Source organism: Natrarchaeobius versutus (genome assembly GCF_041205745.1).
Classification (GTDB): Archaea; Halobacteriota; Halobacteria; order Halobacteriales; family Natrialbaceae; genus Natrarchaeobius; species Natrarchaeobius versutus.
On sequence record NZ_JBGFCC010000006.1, the window covers coordinates 329,190 to 343,295 of the forward strand.

Sequence of the window (14,106 nt, forward strand, 5' to 3'; positions counted from 1 at the left end):
GTGCGTGAGGAGTCGCGAAAAGCCCTTCGTAGCTTCACCTTGTCACCAGAAGCACTTAAAGGATCGAGCGATCGTCGCCGACTCGAGCCGCCGCGATCATCTTGTCGACGAAGGCGTCGAGTCGCTCGGCGTCCGGTCCGCCGCGGGCGTGGATTTCGGGGTCGATCTCGACGGGCGGACGTGCGAACTCCGGCCCGACTGCGTCGCCGACCGTCTCCGAACCCTCGCCGCGGCGCTTTCGCTCGAGCAACGTGCGGGCGCGCTCGATCCGTTCTGGCTCGAACACCGCGGGGGCTTGCTCGGTCAGAAAGCGCTCGAACTCGAGTGCGGGGAGGTCGTGCTCGCCGCGTTCGCCGGTCGCCCGAAGGTAGCGGGCGTACATCGACCCACGACAGATCGTCAGGTTTCGTTTGACGGTCGCACGCGTCTGCGTCTCGGCGTAGCGCTCGTCGTCGGCCGGAATCGTCGCCGTTCCCTCGTCGGTTTCGACCAGGTACGCGTCGTCCGTCGTCTCGAGGATCGGGAACGTCTCGTCGTCGGTTCGGACGAGGTGGTGGGAGACGTACTTCCGGTAGTTGTTCGTCGCGACGCCGCGCCAGGCGTGATAGAGGTCCATCGGATTGTACGTCCGCTCGACGTACGCCAGGAGGTCGGTCGCGTCGTACGCACTCCGGTAGCGGATCGGACTCCGGAGTAAATCGATCGCGCCGTCGTTCGAGTCGGCGAGCAACCGGGCGAACGTCCGAACGTCCCACCCTTGAAACTCGAGGTCGACGTCGGATCGTTCGGGTTCCGCCGTTATCGTCGTCGGTGGCTCGCGAACGTGGGCGTATCCCCGGAGGTCCGACTGGACGTAGACGAAGCCGACGTCGTGGTCGCTTTCGGGCCCGGACGCACCCCACGCGTGACTGCCTCGTGCGGCCGCCAACACGACGTCGACGCCGTGGTCGGACTCGAGGACGGTGATCTCCTCGTCGACGGCGTCGAAGACGGTGGCTGAAACGGTCGTCATTGCGAGAACGAAAGCGAAACGCCGCGGTTTCCGCAAACGGCGTTTCCCTGCTATATCTCTACCTTGTGACCAGAGGCACTTAAAGGACCGACGAAGAGGAAGAGAGGCGGAATCGGCGTTCACTGCGGGCGCGACGCCGGGTAGTCGTGTCCGACGACGAGCGCGAGGGCGTGGACCGCGAGCAATCCGAGAAACAGCGACAGCCTCCCGATGGAGTCGATACCGACGATGAAGATGGGAAAGTACGCGACGGGAAGGAGCGTGCTGATCCAGAAGCCGGCGGCGGTCGTGGAGGCACCGAGACGCATGCGTCGCCCTAGCGCATCGACTCGAGCGAGACGAACGAGTCCCCGTGAGCCGTAAGCCAGTTGGTCAACAGTCGGTCCTCGCTCGCCCCCTGTGGAAAGATGGCACATTCGTTCGCCGCGTCGTCGTTTTCGACGACGACGTGATCGAGGGCTTCGTTCGGGTCGTCGATTTCTGTGGTCTGTGATTCGACGTCGTATGTCATATGGTAACAGGCGAGGTGCGCGCCAACTGAATCTAACCGATTGGACCCCATTGTTATCGATCGGTTACCGTGTCGAACGTCGAGGAAACTCGAGCAACGGACCGGCATTCGAGATTGTCGTTCCCGTCGAGGTGATCTCGTCTCCCCGTCGCGTGTACGGTGGTGTTACAGGTCGACGACGGCAGAAGTTTCCTCTTACCGTCGGGTAAGCTCGTATTTACGACCCGCGCTCGCCGAAAAATCGATCGCGTGGCGCAAACGGTTCTCCGCCGACGTCCCGCAGGTGTGCGGGACGTGAGTCGGTGTCCTCATACGGTCTGCTGTCAGCCATTTCCGGTGCGACCGCGACCCGTCCTGCGGTCACACCGGTAAATCGTTACGGCAAACCGTATCAGTCACTCTCACGTCGACGCGAGCAACGACTACTCCGGACGGGCCGCGAGCGTCATCGTCTCGACCGTCTCGGAGTCGTTCCGTCGGAGCAACAACTCGAGTTCGTCGCCGGGGCTGGTCTCGAGGGCGAGAAACGTCGAGAGCGCGTGGCGATCCGGGATCGGCTCGCCGTTCATCTCGAGGATGACGTCGCCGCCGACCGGGATCTCCTCGTTTCGACGGGTCGTCGTCCGATCCGCGCCCTCGAGGACCCCGGTGGCCGGGCCGTCGGGGAGGACGTCGACGACGATGACGCCCCCCGCCTCCGAGAGGTCGTTCTCCTCGGCGATGAGCCGATCGACCGTCGACAGGGTGATCCCCATGAAGGGGTGTTCGAACTCGCCGTCCTCGATGAGCGCCGGCACCACGCGATCGGCCAGGGCGGCCGAGATGGCGAAGCCGATGTTGTTGCCGCCGGGGGCGGTGGCGTTGACGACGCCAACGACGTTCCCCTCGAGGTCGACGAGCGGGCCGCCGCTGTTGCCCGGGTTGACGGCCGCGTCGGTCTGGACCACGTTCGGGAACGAAAAGCGCCGACCCGGGTGGTCGACCGACCGGTTGACGCCGCTGACGACGCCCGCCGACATCGATCCCTCGAGGCCGTAGGGGTTGCCGATCGCGAGCACTTCCTGGCCGACGACGGGCCGTTGCTCGGTCAGCGAAAGCGCCGTCGCGGCGTCGGGGACGTGGTCGGCCTCGAGGACGGCCAGGTCGCTAAATCGGTCGACGCCGACGAGTTTCGTCGCCGTCCAGTCGCCGTTGATGTACTGGAGGTCGACCTCCTCGCCGTCGGCGACGACGTGTTCGTTGGTGACGATGTGGCGGTCGTCGTAGAGAAAGCCCGACCCCTGGCCGCGACCCTCGGTTTCGGTGAGCGGGTCCTCGACGCCGAAGACGCGGACCTGCGTGACGGAGTCGATGATCGCGTCGTAGACGTCGGTGTACGCCGATCCCTCGGCGCGATTGTCGTGATCGATCTCCGCCGAGACGCCGCCTTCGACGGCGCTGTCGCGCTGGGGCTCCGCACAGCCGGCGAGGGAGCCGGCTAAACCGCCGCCAGCGGCGGCGAGGAGGTGGCGGCGACTCAATTCGGGACCTTGCATACGCCACGGGTAGGACTACACCCATTTGAACACCCGGGAAACGGAACACTCGCTCGATTGACCCGGAACTGATCGAAACGCACACTCGACGGCCACGGAACAGAAAACGTGTTAGGCGCGGCCCCCCACGCTCGGGACATGATCACCGACGACGCCCGCGAACTGCTGGCGACGGGAGCGGTCTGTGACTCCTGTCTCGGTCGCCCGTTCGCCGACAGGAGTTTCGGGCTGACCAACGCCGAGCGCGGCCGGGCGCTCCGGACGACGATCGCGCTCGCCGACGACGAGGATTTCGAACCGACCGACCCCGAGGATTGCTGGGTCTGTGAGGGCTACTGTGGGACGTTCGATGCCATCGCCGAGACGGTCGTCGACGCTATCGGCGACGTCGAGTTCGAGACCTATCAGGTAGGGTCACAGGTCCCCCCACTCGTCGAGGAGAACGAACGCCTCCTCCGCGAGGACGCCGGCCTCGAGCCGGACGTCGGCGAGTCGATGAAACGCGAGGTCAACCGGGAGGTCGGTCGCCGCGTCGGCGCGATGACGGGAACCGACGTCGACTTCGACCGTCCAGACGTCCTCGCCGTCATCGACCTCGCGGGCTTCGACCCGCTCGAGGCCACAGAGTCGGGCGAAGTGACGAGCCACACGGTCGACGTCCAGGTGAACCCGGCGTTCGTCTACGGACGCTACCGTAAACTCGAGCGGGATATTCCACAGACGGAGTGGCCCTGCCGGGAGTGTGGCGGAAGCGGGATCCAGCTCGGTGACGACGGCGAGGAACCCTGTGAACACTGTGGCGGCTCGGGGTATCTGTACGACACCAGCGTCGAGCAGGTCGTCCGCCCGCACGTCGTCTGCGCGATGGACGGCGACGAGGGAACCTTCCACGGCGCCGGCCGCGAGGACGTCGACGCCCGGATGCTCGAAGAGGGTCGGCCGTTCGTCCTCGAGGTGAAACGCCCGAAGACGCGCGATCCCGATCCCGCGACACTCGAGGCCGAGATCAACGAGGCCGCCGAGGGGGCAGTCGAGGTCGAGGGGCTTCGGCTGGCGACCTACGAGATGGTCGAACGCGTCAAAGAACACGACGCGAGCAAGCGCTACCGGGCGGACGTCGCCTTCGGCGATCCGGTCGAGGCCGACGACTTCGAGGCCGCACTCGCCGAACTCTCGGGGACGACGGTCGAGCAGTACACGCCCCAGCGGGTCGACCACCGGCGGGCGAACCTCACGCGCGAGCGAACGGTCTACGAGATCGGCGGCGAGTTACTAGAGCCGACCCGAGCCGAGGTTCGCATCCACGGCGCTGGCGGCCTCTACGTCAAAGAACTCATCAGTAGCGACGACGGCCGGACGGAGCCGAGTCTCGCCGGCTTACTCGAGACCGACGCAGAAGTGACCGCACTCGACGTGACCGGCGTCTCCGGCGAGGAGGAGCCGTTCGAACTCGAGGCGTACTTCCGGGACGAGCCGCGCGAGGACCGACCCGAGTCGACGCCCGACGACGAGTAGCGGCGAGTCACAACGAATTTGATAGCGGCCGCCGAGAATCGGCGTATGCCATTCGGCGTCGACGAGGCCGGAAAGGGCCCTGCCCTGGGGTCGATGTTCGCGGCGGCGGTGTTCCTCGAAGAGTCCGCCGTCCTCCCCGACGGAATCGCGGACTCGAAGCGACTCGCACCCGCTCGCCGCGAAGAACTCGCGGCGACGCTTCGGGCGGACGACCGGATCCGCGTCGGCGTCGCCGAGATCACGACGGCGACGATCGACGACCCGGAGACGAACATGAACGCCCTCGCCGTCAGCGCACACGCGACAGCGATCGCCGACGCCCTCGATCCAGTGGACTCCAACTCGAGCGAACCGCTCGAGGGGCTGTGTGACGCCTGTGATACCGACGCCGACCGGTTCGCCCGGCGGGTGGCCGAGGCGTGTGCGCCCGAGATCGATCGCTCACTCGAGATCGACGCCCGCCACGGCGCTGACGAGGAGTCGCGGCTCGTGGGGGCGGCGAGCGTGATCGCCAAGGTCGAACGCGACGCTCACGTCGCCGCAATCGCCGAGGAGTACGGCGAGGTGGGAAGCGGCTACCCGAGCGATCCGACGACCCGCGAGTTTCTCGAGTCCTACGTCGCCGACCGCGGCGAACTGCCGCCGTTCGCCCGCGCGTCGTGGTCGACCTGCGCGGACGTGCTCGCGGCCGCAGAACAGACGGGACTCGGCCGGTTCCAGTAGCGAACCGGTCGTCGTCTCCGAACACCGACCGCTATGCGAGTGCGCGACGAAGATTTATGCGGCCACCCGATGCAGGGCCGAAGCGTGCTCGAGGTCCTGTCGCTTCTTGTACTCGCCGCCGTCGCGACGGCCGTCGTCTGGAAGGGAAGCGAGTGGCTCGAGCGCGCGGCAAACGACCTCGCGGCCGGCTACGGCGTTCCGGGCGTCGTCCAGGGTGCGGTGATCGCCGCCGTCGGCTCGAGTATGCCCGAACTGGCGAGCGTCCTCCTCGCGACGCTGCGTCACGGCGAGTTCGAACTCGGCATCGGCGCGATCGTCGGTTCCGCGGTGTTCAACCTGCTCGTGATTCCCGGCGCGGCGGTGTTGGTCGGCGGTCGAATGGACACGAACCGCGATCTGGTGTACAAGGAGGCGCTGTTCTACATGCTCGCGGTCGCCGTCCTCCTGTTGACGTTCTCGCTCGCGGTCATCTACTCCCCCGGATCCGGGAACGGGCTCGCGGGAACGATGACCCGGCCGCTCGCGTTGCTCCCGCTCGGACTGTACGCGCTGTATCTGTTCGTCCAGTTTCTGGACGTCGCCGAACACGACGCCGTCCGGACGGATGTCGGCCTGGGAACCTGGGGGTGGTTCGCCGTCGGGCTGGTCGTTATCGTCGTCGGCGTCGAGGGACTGGTCCTGGCCGCGATCGGGCTCGGTGACGCGTTCGCCACCCCCGCGTTCCTCTGGGGGATGATCGTCGTCGCCGCCGGCTCGAGCGTCCCCGACGCGTTCGTCAGCGTCGTCGCCGCCCGGGAGGGTCGTGCGAGCGTGAGCCTCGCGAACGTCCTCGGGAGTAACGTATTCGACCTCCTGGTGGCGATTCCCGCGGGCGTTCTCGTCGCCGGCTCGCTCGAGATCTCCTTCCCGCACGTCGTCCCGATGATGGGGTTTCTAATCCTCGCGACGGTCGTCTTCTTCGCCATCGTACGAACCGACATGCTCCTCACGAGACGCGAGGCCTGGACGTTGCTCGTCCTCTACGGCGTTTTCGTCGGCTGGCTGATCCTCGAGAGCGTCGGCACGACGAACGTCGTCCCGACCTGAGGTCGGTCGGCTCTCGCTCGAGGCCGAATCAAGCGTCGTCACTCGTCGCTCGAGGGTCGTGATTTGGCGGGAAAAACGGCTCGGCGGGGCGGCGTTACTTGTCCGTCAGCAGGCGCTGGAGGATGTCACCGTAGGCCGGACGGGTGATGAGCACCCCGATGAGGACGCCCAGGATCGTGATGATGGCGAACCCGCGCAGATCGCCGAGGCTGAGCACCGCAAGCGGCGAGAGCGCGATGATCGTCGTCGCCGCCGCGGCCCCGATGATCCAAAACGCCTTCCGGAACCGGGATTCGAACACCCGGCTCGAGCTGACGTCGCCTTCGTCCATCACCTCGTCGGCGATGATGACCAGGTCGTCCACCCCGGTCCCGACGACGGCGATGAACCCGGCGACGTGCGAGAGGTCGAGTGGCATGCGTATCGCCGCGGCAAAGCCGAGCAGGATCAACACTTCGGCCATCGCCGTGAGGAACATCGGCGCCGCGACCTTCGGGTTCCGGTAGCGCAGGAAGATCATGCCACAGACGGTCAACACCGCGAGCCCGCCGATGAGAAGCGAGTAGAACTGGAACTGCTCGGCCTGGGAGGGCTGGACCGTGAACGTCTGTTCCTGACTGAAATCCAGCGGCGCCTCGAGCGCACCGGATTGCAGGTTGACCGCGAGGTGGTGGGCATCCTGCTGGGACGGCACGATCATTCGGAACGTCGGATCGTTCACCCAGGTTCCTGCCGCCATGTTGTCACCGAGGCCGCCACCCATGCTGTGTGCGTCGACGACCTCGCCGTCGACGACGGTGAGCAGACACCACTGCGGATCGTCGGGGTCGAAGTTGAACTCGCCGGCCTGGCGATCCTGGATGTGACAGCGGCCCTGACCCTCGCCGGTGAATCCGAGTTCGTTCATCGCATCTTGGTACTCCGAGGCCGGACTGTTGCCGTCTTCGTCCTCGGTGCCGTCGACGGTCACCGGAACGTAGTGTTGGTCGCGTTGATCGTCGTAGGAGGCGACACCGGGTTCGGCGATCTCCTGGCCCTCGAGGACCGTCTGGTTCATCTGGCCACCGTCGCCGTCGGGATGGTACGCGTCGATCCGGACGTCACCGCGGTCGCTCAACAGATCACGAAGCTCCTCCGGTTCCATGCCGGGAACCTCCGTGACGATGTAGTACTGGCCACCGAGCGTTGCCTCCTCGTAGGCGTTCCCGCCGGAGAGTCCCGCCTCGTTGATCCGCAACTCGATGGTCTGAATGATCGAATCGCGGGTCTGCTGGGTGACGCCGTCCTCGACGTCGTCTTCGGTGACCTCGAGGCCGACGCCGGCCGCGTTCAGCGCGTCCGCGAACTCGGCGTGGCTCACCTCGTCGGAGAAAATTTCCGCGGTGTAGCGGTTGTCGTTCTCGTGATACCGAACGCGGACGTCGGCCGACTCGATGTCGGCGTCCTCGTAGTCGTACGACAGCAACGCTTCCGTGAGCTGGCGTTGTTGGTCGTGTTCGATCTCGAGGTGGTCGGCGGTCATCCCGACGGGCGGTGCGCTCACTCGCGTTCCGCCGTCGAGACCGAGTCCGTACTCGATGTTCGTCATCCGCTCGTCGACCTCGGCTTCCTCGCCGGCAAGCGAGTCGTCGGCGACGATGCCGCCGGGGATAAAGAGGGCGACCAGCGCGCCGCCGACGAAGGCGACGATGAGGATCAGTCGCCAGTACTCCATGACGAACGCTTTCGGCCCCATTACGATCTCACCCCGTGGAACTTGTACCAGCGAAGCAGGCTGACGTTTAACATGTAGGTGTTCATCAGGTCGGCCGCGAGGCCGACGAAGAGGATGATACCGATCGATGCGAGCAACTCGACGCCGAACAGCGACGCGGCGATCCCCATCACGAGCATCGCCATCATCGACGTCACCGTCATCGTGATCCCGGTCCGGGACGCGCGGTGGGTGCTCTCGTAGAAGTCACCGCTCCGTCGGAGGATGTGGTTGTTCAACAGGATGTCGGAGTCGACGGAATATCCGATCAACATCAGGAGTGCGGCGACCGTCCCGAGCGAGAGCTGGATGCCCGCAAGCGACATGAACGCGAGCGGAATCACGAGATCCGAGAACGCAGAGAGGACGATCGCGATCGACGGAACGAACGTCCGAAAGAGCAAGAACGCGAGGACGCTCATCCCGAGGAACGCGACGGCGATCCCGAGCAGGGCGGTCTGTTGGGCCTGCTGGGCGAAACTCGCGGATGCCGTCGATTCGGACTGGACGATCGACGCATCACCGTCGGCCGCGAGGTTCGCTTCGGCCTGACCGGACAGCCCTTGAATCGTCTCCTGGTCGTCCACGCCGGCGAACTGGACGGTGTACTGGTTGTCGACCCCGGGCGCCTGAATGGCCGAGATCGAGTCGGGTTCGCGGTCGAACGCCGCCGCGATTTCTGCCTCCGAAGAGGTCGTCTGAATCGTTAACTCCGCGCCGCCGGCGAAGTCCATCCCCAGCTGGACCGGCGCTCCGGTCAGCAGAAACGAGCCGCTGAGGACGAGCAGTGCAACCGCGAGAAGCGCGAGCGGCACCGCCGCGAGCTGGCGGTTGCTGTACCGGGAGTACTCTATCTCCGGTACGTCGAAATACCCCATGTATCGGACCACTGGAAGTCAGCCGAAGTAAGCCTTCTCAATTTCTGTGGCATTTTCTGTACCGATCGTTACCGAAAATTTCCCCACACTGATAGCGCTCGAGCCCGTATGCGGGCGTATGACCGACACACAGGAACCTCACCGCGAACGACGGGACGATCACCGCGGACGACGGGACGACCCGGAATCTCCCGGCGGATCCCAACCGGCCGAACGGATCGTCGTTTCGTATCCGGCCGATCTCTCCGACTGGGGGCGGTTTCAAGTCGAGAAGCCCTCGTTTCTCGCGTTTCTCCGGAAAACGAGGGACATCGCGCGCGAGGGCGACGTCTGGGAGGAGTTCGTCGGCGTCGGTTGCTGTGGGAACACGCTCGACGTCCCGCTTCGCGTCGAACGAATCGAAGGCGGTTCCCGTGTCGGCGCGGAGACGGCGATCGAGTACGAAGTCCGCGACGCCTGCGGTATCGAGGGATCCTGGAGCGTCCAGAGCCGGGAGGGGCCGACTCACTCCTAACGTCCCCGTTCACACGGCATCGATCAGTCGGGGAGATACCGGACGCTCAACACGCCGTCGTCGACTGACCGGCGGACTTCGACGCGAACCGCCTCGAGGCGTGCCGCTCGCGCGATGGTCTCTTCGTCCTCGATGACGTCCTGGGCGGCGGATTCGACGTCTTCCTCCGGGACGCGAAACACGTGGATCTCACCGGTCCCCGCTCGCTCTTCCTGGACGAGGTCGCCGACGGGCGCGTCCGCGGCGAGTTCTTTCGAGTGGCCGGTCGGCTCGAGGTCGCTGTCGACCAGTTCGATCGATCGACGGCCGTCGACCTCGATCACCTGCCAGGTCACCTCGAGGGGCGGATCGGGTGCGACGGTCGCCTCGAGGACGTCGTGAACCTCGAGGCCGGGGTTCGAGGCCAACGTGTGTACCTGTGCGGTCTCGACGTCCCGGACGACGGCCGACTCCTCCTCTGCGTGGGTGACGACGAACGTCCCGGTCTTCTCGCTCATGTACGGCCGTAGGTGGAGGACGGTTTTCGGGGTTTCGTCTCGACACCGTCAGTTCGGCATTCGGTCTCGAGACTGCCGTATCGACCCTGCTTTGCCTCGCTGAGTGGGGAAAATCGACCGGAAGACAGGGACGACGTATCACGAGAACGACGACAACGGCGTGCTACCGGGGAAACACGGGATCGGCGTCGTTCCATACCGGTTCGAACTGGCGCTCGAGTCGCGTGGCGAACGTCTCATCACGGATGTCGACGACGCCGATACGCTCGTCGTCGAAACAGGGGTGTGGGATGTCGATGGCCACCGCCTTCCCGTCGACGACGTCGAGTGAGACGTACCCCTCACTCGTCCGTCTCACCTCGACGGTGGCGTCGTGGTTCGCCGCCAGTTCGAACGCGTCCTCCGGGAGCGTCTCGACCAACGCGGCGCTCACGAGAAACTCGACCTCGAGATCACCGTCCATTCCGCCGAAAAAGGCCTCGAGTTCCGCGCGGTAGCGCTCCCACGGTGCGTTCTCGTACGGCAAGCCGACGACCGCGAAGATGCGTTCGTCGGCGGTTTTGACCTGCTCTCGTAGCGTGGTGATCGCGTCCGCACTTCCCAGCGGTGCCGGCCAGAAGTTCCCGTCGGTCGGCGGCGTCGGCGCGAGATCCGATCGAACCGCGTCGGCGAGCGTTCGGTAGCGCTTTTCCTCCCGTTCGAGTTTTCGCGTCCGCTCTGCCAGCAGGCGATCGACGGCCGCCTCGGGTTCGACCGCCGCGTAGCGGCGTGGATCGCCGGCCAGGACGTCCACGATGCCGCGGGCCTCGAGTCCGTTCAACACGTCGTAGATCCGCCCTGTCGGCACGCCGCTGGTCTCCGACACCGTCCGCGCGGTCGCCGCGCCGCTTGCGAGTAACGCCCGATAGGCGCGTTCCTCGTAGCTCGAGAGCCCGAGTTCCTCGAGTTCAGTCATGAAATCTCGTTGTCCCTTCGCCGTCAAAGGCGTTCCCATCGGTTTGCGAGGTGGATTCGTCCGAACGGCCGAGCACCGCGAAACGCGCCGCACTCGAGTTCGGACGTCCCGCTACGTCGACGCCGGGACCGTACGGTCCGCGTGACGGAACGACTTTAGTCCAGGCCAGTGGTGTTGCGCCCATGAACGTCGACATCGGCAACGCCCTCGCGTCGGTCGCATCGCCGGGCGTCTCGATGGACTCCCTCGAGCGCTTAGACGAGCGGGTGGCGAACGCACACGAACGGATCGAGGTCGGCCGGGCCGACGACGAACACGGCTACGCCGCGTTGAATCTCCCCGAGCGGACGGATCCCGACGAGATCAGGGCCGCCGTCGAGCCCGTCGCGGACGCCGAGACGCTGGTCACGATCGGCATCGGCGGGAGTTCGCTGGGTGGCGCGACCATCGTCGACGCCCTGGCGGACGAGGGCGACGGCACGGAGACCGTCTTCCTCGACAACGTCGACCCCGAGTGGGTCTCGCGCCGACTCGAGGCGATCTCCCTCGAGGAGACGGCGATCAACGTCGTCTCCCGCTCGGGAACGACGGCGGAGACGCTCGCGAACTTTCTCGTCGTCCGGGAAGCCTTCGAGTCGGCCGGCGTCGACTGGACCGAGCGGACGATCGTCACGACCGGTGACGCCGGCCCGCTGTCCGATCTCGCGGATCGCCACGATCTCCCCTCGCTTCGGGTTCCGGACGGGGTTCCCGGTCGGTTCTCGGCGCTCTCGGCGGTCGGCCTCGTCGCCGCGGCCGTCTGTGGCCACGACCTCGATGCCTTGCTCGCGGGCGCCGCCGCGGAAGCCGACTCGCTTTCGGGCTCGCTGTTCGAGTGTCCGGCCTACGCCTACGGCGCGACGACCTACGCGCTCGACCAGCGCGGCGCCGGAACGAACGCGATGATGCCCTACGCCGAGTCCCTCGAGACGTACGCGGAGTGGTTCGCCCAGCTGTGGGCCGAGAGCCTCGGCAAGGACGAACTCGGGCAGACGCCGGTCCGCGCACTCGGCGTCACCGACCAACACTCCCAGTTGCAACTGTATCGGGCCGGGCCGCGGGATACCCTCGTCACGTTCGTCCGGCCACGCGAGACCGAAGATCGACCGATCCCCGCGACGGACGTCGAGGACCTCTCGTATCTCGGCGACGCGACCCTCGGGGAGTTACTCGAGGCCGAGTTCGCGGCGACGGAGGCCAGCCTCGCGGCCGCGGGACGCCCGAACGTCCGCATCGAACTCGAGCGTGTCGACGAGTACGAACTCGGCGGACTCCTGTACGGACTGGAGGCCGCCTGCGTCCTCGCCGGGGAGCTATACGAGGTAAACGCCTTCGACCAGCCCGCCGTCGAGTGGGCGAAGGCGGCGACTCGCGGACTGCTCGGCGGCGAGGAGTTCGCCGAGGCCGAAGCGGTCGCCGAGAAGACGGAGCTTCGCGTCGAGCGCTGATCGGTGGTTCGACCAAAAGAGCCTAATCGATATCCGAACTACATTGCGTATGGGTCACGACTGGGGACTCGACTACGTACGCTGGGCCAAAGGTCTCTTTCTCTTCGGATTCGGGCTGATCGCACTCGGTGTGATGCTCGCGGGGATCGGACCGCTCGTGTTCGAAACGCTTCCGGAGTGGACTGATACGCTCGCGGTCGACATGATCGCCGCCGGAATCGGGATCGATTTCGTCGCGGTATTCGGCTTCGGAATCGCGCTCCCGCTGACCGAGTGAACCGACGCGCCACTCGACGTCTTCCGTCGACAGCCATCGTTCGGATAGCATCGGCGTTCGCGTCCGGTTGCGGAGGCCCTATGTGCCCTCGCTCGAACGTCCACGTATGACCGAGACTGCACGGGTCGATTCGCTTTCGCTTCCGTCGGCGGTCGTCCCGGGTATCGGGGCCGGACTCTCGGCCGTGACGCTGATCGCCCTGCTCGTCCCCGTCCGCCGTGGCTTCGAGGAGCCGGCTCTCTGGGCCGGCGTCGCCCTCGCCGCGGTCGCCACGCTCGCGTTTCTCGTCGGACTCCACGACGACGTCGACCACCGAATCGGCGGCGGAATTGCCCTCGTCTCGAGCGTCGTTGTCCTCCTTCTCGTCGGCTACGGGATGAACCAGGGGTACGCCGCCCCGGTCCCGCTCGACCCGTTCCCGGTGTCGTTTCCGTTGCTCTTCGGCGCGTTCGTGACGGCCGGTCTGAGCGTCGGTCTCGGCGCGGCTTACTACGCCGACGTCGATCCGTTCGGGCTTCTCGTCCGGAGCGGGTACACGGCGGGGATGATGGGTGTCGGCCTCGTTGGGTTGTTCAGTATCGAGGTGACACTGGTCGTGCTGTTGATTCCGATCATACTCGTCTTCGGGACGCTTTCGCTCGCCCAGGCCGTCGCGCTAAGCCAGCTCGGGATGGCCGTCGGAACCGGAGCCGTCGCCGTTGGCTACCTCGTTTTCCGGGGCTACGGTCTGTCGTACATCGACGTTCGGTTGCCGACCAAACGGGACGTCCTCTGGACCGTCGGCGGGATCTTCGTCATCTTCGGCGCGCTGTTTGCGATCTCGGCGCTGTTCTACACGACGGGCGTCGAAAGCTCCGATCACGGCACGGCCCAGCAGGCCCAGGAGAATCCCGAAATCCTGCTCGTCTTGATCCCCGCGTCGTTGCTCGTCATCGGCCCCTTCGAGGAACTGCTCTACCGAAACGTGATACAGAAGGCGTTGTACGCGCCGTTTTCACGGTTCGGCGCCGTCGTCGTCGGGAGCGTCATCTTCGCGCTCGTTCACACCCAAGCGTACTGGACCGCCGGGACCGGCCAACTCGTCGCGAGCCTTGGCGTCGTCTTCGGGCTCTCGATCGTTCTCGGCGTGATCTACGAACGAACCGAAAACCTGGTCGTTCCGGCGCTTATCCACGGCGTCTACAACGCGATCCTCTTTGGGAACCTCTATCTCGGGTACGCCTGATACGGTTTCCTGTAAACGAGTTTCCGACACAACCGCAATTCGAACGGCGGTTGTGCCGGAACGGCTGCGTTGAATCACTAGACGGCGTCGGGAAAGGTCAGTAAATCAAAGGAGTTGAAGCGGGGAGACTTCGGTGTC

The 14,106-nt window shown here is 65.8% G+C and carries 15 protein-coding genes; 7 read left to right on the forward strand and 8 right to left on the reverse strand.

The window, feature by feature from the left end; genetic code table 11:
• Positions 1–55 precede the first annotated feature (55 nt).
• The 4 genes from AB7C87_RS15500 to AB7C87_RS15515 form a co-directional block, all read right to left on the reverse strand.
• Positions 56–1,012, reverse strand: coding sequence for a nucleotidyltransferase domain-containing protein (locus AB7C87_RS15500; protein WP_369730390.1), 957 nt, complete (start codon positions 1,010–1,012; stop codon positions 56–58).
• A gap of 119 nt (positions 1,013–1,131) precedes the next feature.
• Positions 1,132–1,320, reverse strand: a complete 189-nt coding sequence (locus AB7C87_RS15505) for a DUF8028 family protein (protein ID WP_369730391.1) — start codon at positions 1,318–1,320, stop codon at positions 1,132–1,134.
• Positions 1,321–1,328: 8 nt separating this feature from the next.
• Complete coding sequence (locus AB7C87_RS15510) at positions 1,329–1,523, reverse strand: DUF7511 domain-containing protein (RefSeq protein ID WP_369730392.1); 195 nt, start codon at positions 1,521–1,523, stop codon at positions 1,329–1,331.
• 422 nt (positions 1,524–1,945) lie between these two features.
• Entirely contained in the window at positions 1,946–3,058 is a 1,113-nt protein-coding gene (locus AB7C87_RS15515; RefSeq protein WP_369730393.1) for a S1C family serine protease, read from the reverse strand.
• A 138-nt stretch (positions 3,059–3,196) separates the two neighbouring features.
• Here AB7C87_RS15515 and AB7C87_RS15520 point away from each other — a divergent pair, with 138 nt between their 5' ends.
• From AB7C87_RS15520 to AB7C87_RS15530, 3 genes are all read left to right on the forward strand, one after another.
• On the forward strand, positions 3,197–4,573 hold the full coding sequence (locus AB7C87_RS15520; RefSeq protein ID WP_369730394.1) for a tRNA pseudouridine(54/55) synthase Pus10: 1,377 nt from the start codon (positions 3,197–3,199) through the stop codon (positions 4,571–4,573).
• Between the two features lie 45 nt (positions 4,574–4,618).
• Complete coding sequence (gene rnhB, locus AB7C87_RS15525) at positions 4,619–5,296, forward strand: ribonuclease HII (protein ID WP_369730395.1); 678 nt, start codon at positions 4,619–4,621, stop codon at positions 5,294–5,296.
• Positions 5,297–5,380: 84 nt separating this feature from the next.
• On the forward strand, positions 5,381–6,382 hold the full coding sequence (locus tag AB7C87_RS15530) for a sodium:calcium antiporter (protein ID WP_369730408.1): 1,002 nt from the start codon (positions 5,381–5,383) through the stop codon (positions 6,380–6,382).
• Between the two features lie 94 nt (positions 6,383–6,476).
• Here the strand turns inward: AB7C87_RS15530 and AB7C87_RS15535 are convergent, their stop codons facing one another.
• Positions 6,477–8,117: a preprotein translocase subunit SecD gene (locus AB7C87_RS15535; protein WP_369730396.1), complete on the reverse strand. Its 1,641-nt coding sequence runs from the start codon at positions 8,115–8,117 to the stop codon at positions 6,477–6,479.
• Positions 8,117–9,013, reverse strand: coding sequence for a protein translocase subunit SecF (gene secF / locus AB7C87_RS15540; protein WP_369730397.1), 897 nt, complete (start codon positions 9,011–9,013; stop codon positions 8,117–8,119). The genes AB7C87_RS15535 and secF overlap by 1 nt, the downstream gene beginning before the upstream one ends.
• 118 nt (positions 9,014–9,131) lie before the next feature.
• Here secF and AB7C87_RS15545 point away from each other — a divergent pair, with 118 nt between their 5' ends.
• The gene (locus AB7C87_RS15545) at positions 9,132–9,527 is read left to right on the forward strand and encodes a DUF7968 family protein (RefSeq protein ID WP_369730398.1); all 396 of its coding nucleotides are present in this window, start codon (positions 9,132–9,134) and stop codon (positions 9,525–9,527) included.
• A 23-nt stretch (positions 9,528–9,550) separates the two neighbouring features.
• On the opposite strand, the gene AB7C87_RS15550 is transcribed toward AB7C87_RS15545, so the two are convergent.
• Positions 9,551–10,024 (reverse strand): DUF5812 family protein, encoded by a 474-nt coding sequence (locus AB7C87_RS15550; RefSeq protein ID WP_369730399.1) that lies wholly within the window; start codon positions 10,022–10,024, stop codon positions 9,551–9,553.
• Between the two features lie 163 nt (positions 10,025–10,187).
• Positions 10,188–10,979 carry a TrmB family transcriptional regulator gene (locus AB7C87_RS15555; protein WP_369730400.1) on the reverse strand — a complete coding sequence of 264 codons (792 nt, stop codon included), beginning with the start codon at positions 10,977–10,979 and terminating at the stop codon, positions 10,188–10,190.
• A gap of 182 nt (positions 10,980–11,161) precedes the next feature.
• Here AB7C87_RS15555 and AB7C87_RS15560 point away from each other — a divergent pair, with 182 nt between their 5' ends.
• The 3 genes from AB7C87_RS15560 to AB7C87_RS15570 all read left to right on the forward strand — a co-directional run bounded on the left by AB7C87_RS15560 (position 11,162) and on the right by AB7C87_RS15570 (position 13,968).
• A complete protein-coding gene (locus AB7C87_RS15560; protein ID WP_369730401.1) occupies positions 11,162–12,466 on the forward strand; it encodes a phosphoglucose isomerase-related protein in 1,305 nt (434 codons plus the stop codon).
• 49 nt (positions 12,467–12,515) lie between these two features.
• Positions 12,516–12,743, forward strand: a complete 228-nt coding sequence (locus tag AB7C87_RS15565; RefSeq protein ID WP_369730402.1) for a DUF7860 family protein — start codon at positions 12,516–12,518, stop codon at positions 12,741–12,743.
• A 106-nt stretch (positions 12,744–12,849) separates the two neighbouring features.
• Positions 12,850–13,968: a CPBP family intramembrane glutamic endopeptidase gene (locus AB7C87_RS15570; protein WP_369730403.1), complete on the forward strand. Its 1,119-nt coding sequence runs from the start codon at positions 12,850–12,852 to the stop codon at positions 13,966–13,968.
• The last annotated feature ends 138 nt before the right edge of the window (positions 13,969–14,106 follow it).

Excerpts from the sequence above, each read along its gene's own strand:
- AB7C87_RS15500 (WP_369730390.1), bottom strand. The coding sequence starts at position 1,012 with ATGACGACCGTTTCAGCCACCGTCTTCGACGCCGTCGACGAGGAGATC.
- AB7C87_RS15505 (WP_369730391.1), bottom strand. The coding sequence starts at position 1,320 with ATGCGTCTCGGTGCCTCCACGACCGCCGCCGGCTTCTGGATCAGCACG.
- AB7C87_RS15510 (WP_369730392.1), bottom strand. The coding sequence starts at position 1,523 with ATGACATACGACGTCGAATCACAGACCACAGAAATCGACGACCCGAAC.
- AB7C87_RS15515 (WP_369730393.1), bottom strand. The coding sequence starts at position 3,058 with ATGCAAGGTCCCGAATTGAGTCGCCGCCACCTCCTCGCCGCCGCTGGC.
- AB7C87_RS15520 (WP_369730394.1), top strand. The coding sequence starts at position 3,197 with ATGATCACCGACGACGCCCGCGAACTGCTGGCGACGGGAGCGGTCTGT.
- rnhB (WP_369730395.1), top strand. The coding sequence starts at position 4,619 with ATGCCATTCGGCGTCGACGAGGCCGGAAAGGGCCCTGCCCTGGGGTCG.
- AB7C87_RS15535 (WP_369730396.1), bottom strand. The coding sequence starts at position 8,117 with ATGGGGCCGAAAGCGTTCGTCATGGAGTACTGGCGACTGATCCTCATC.
- secF (WP_369730397.1), bottom strand. The coding sequence starts at position 9,013 with ATGGGGTATTTCGACGTACCGGAGATAGAGTACTCCCGGTACAGCAAC.
- AB7C87_RS15545 (WP_369730398.1), top strand. The coding sequence starts at position 9,132 with ATGACCGACACACAGGAACCTCACCGCGAACGACGGGACGATCACCGC.
- AB7C87_RS15550 (WP_369730399.1), bottom strand. The coding sequence starts at position 10,024 with ATGAGCGAGAAGACCGGGACGTTCGTCGTCACCCACGCAGAGGAGGAG.
- AB7C87_RS15555 (WP_369730400.1), bottom strand. The coding sequence starts at position 10,979 with ATGACTGAACTCGAGGAACTCGGGCTCTCGAGCTACGAGGAACGCGCC.
- AB7C87_RS15560 (WP_369730401.1), top strand. The coding sequence starts at position 11,162 with ATGAACGTCGACATCGGCAACGCCCTCGCGTCGGTCGCATCGCCGGGC.
- AB7C87_RS15565 (WP_369730402.1), top strand. The coding sequence starts at position 12,516 with ATGGGTCACGACTGGGGACTCGACTACGTACGCTGGGCCAAAGGTCTC.
- AB7C87_RS15570 (WP_369730403.1), top strand. The coding sequence starts at position 12,850 with ATGACCGAGACTGCACGGGTCGATTCGCTTTCGCTTCCGTCGGCGGTC.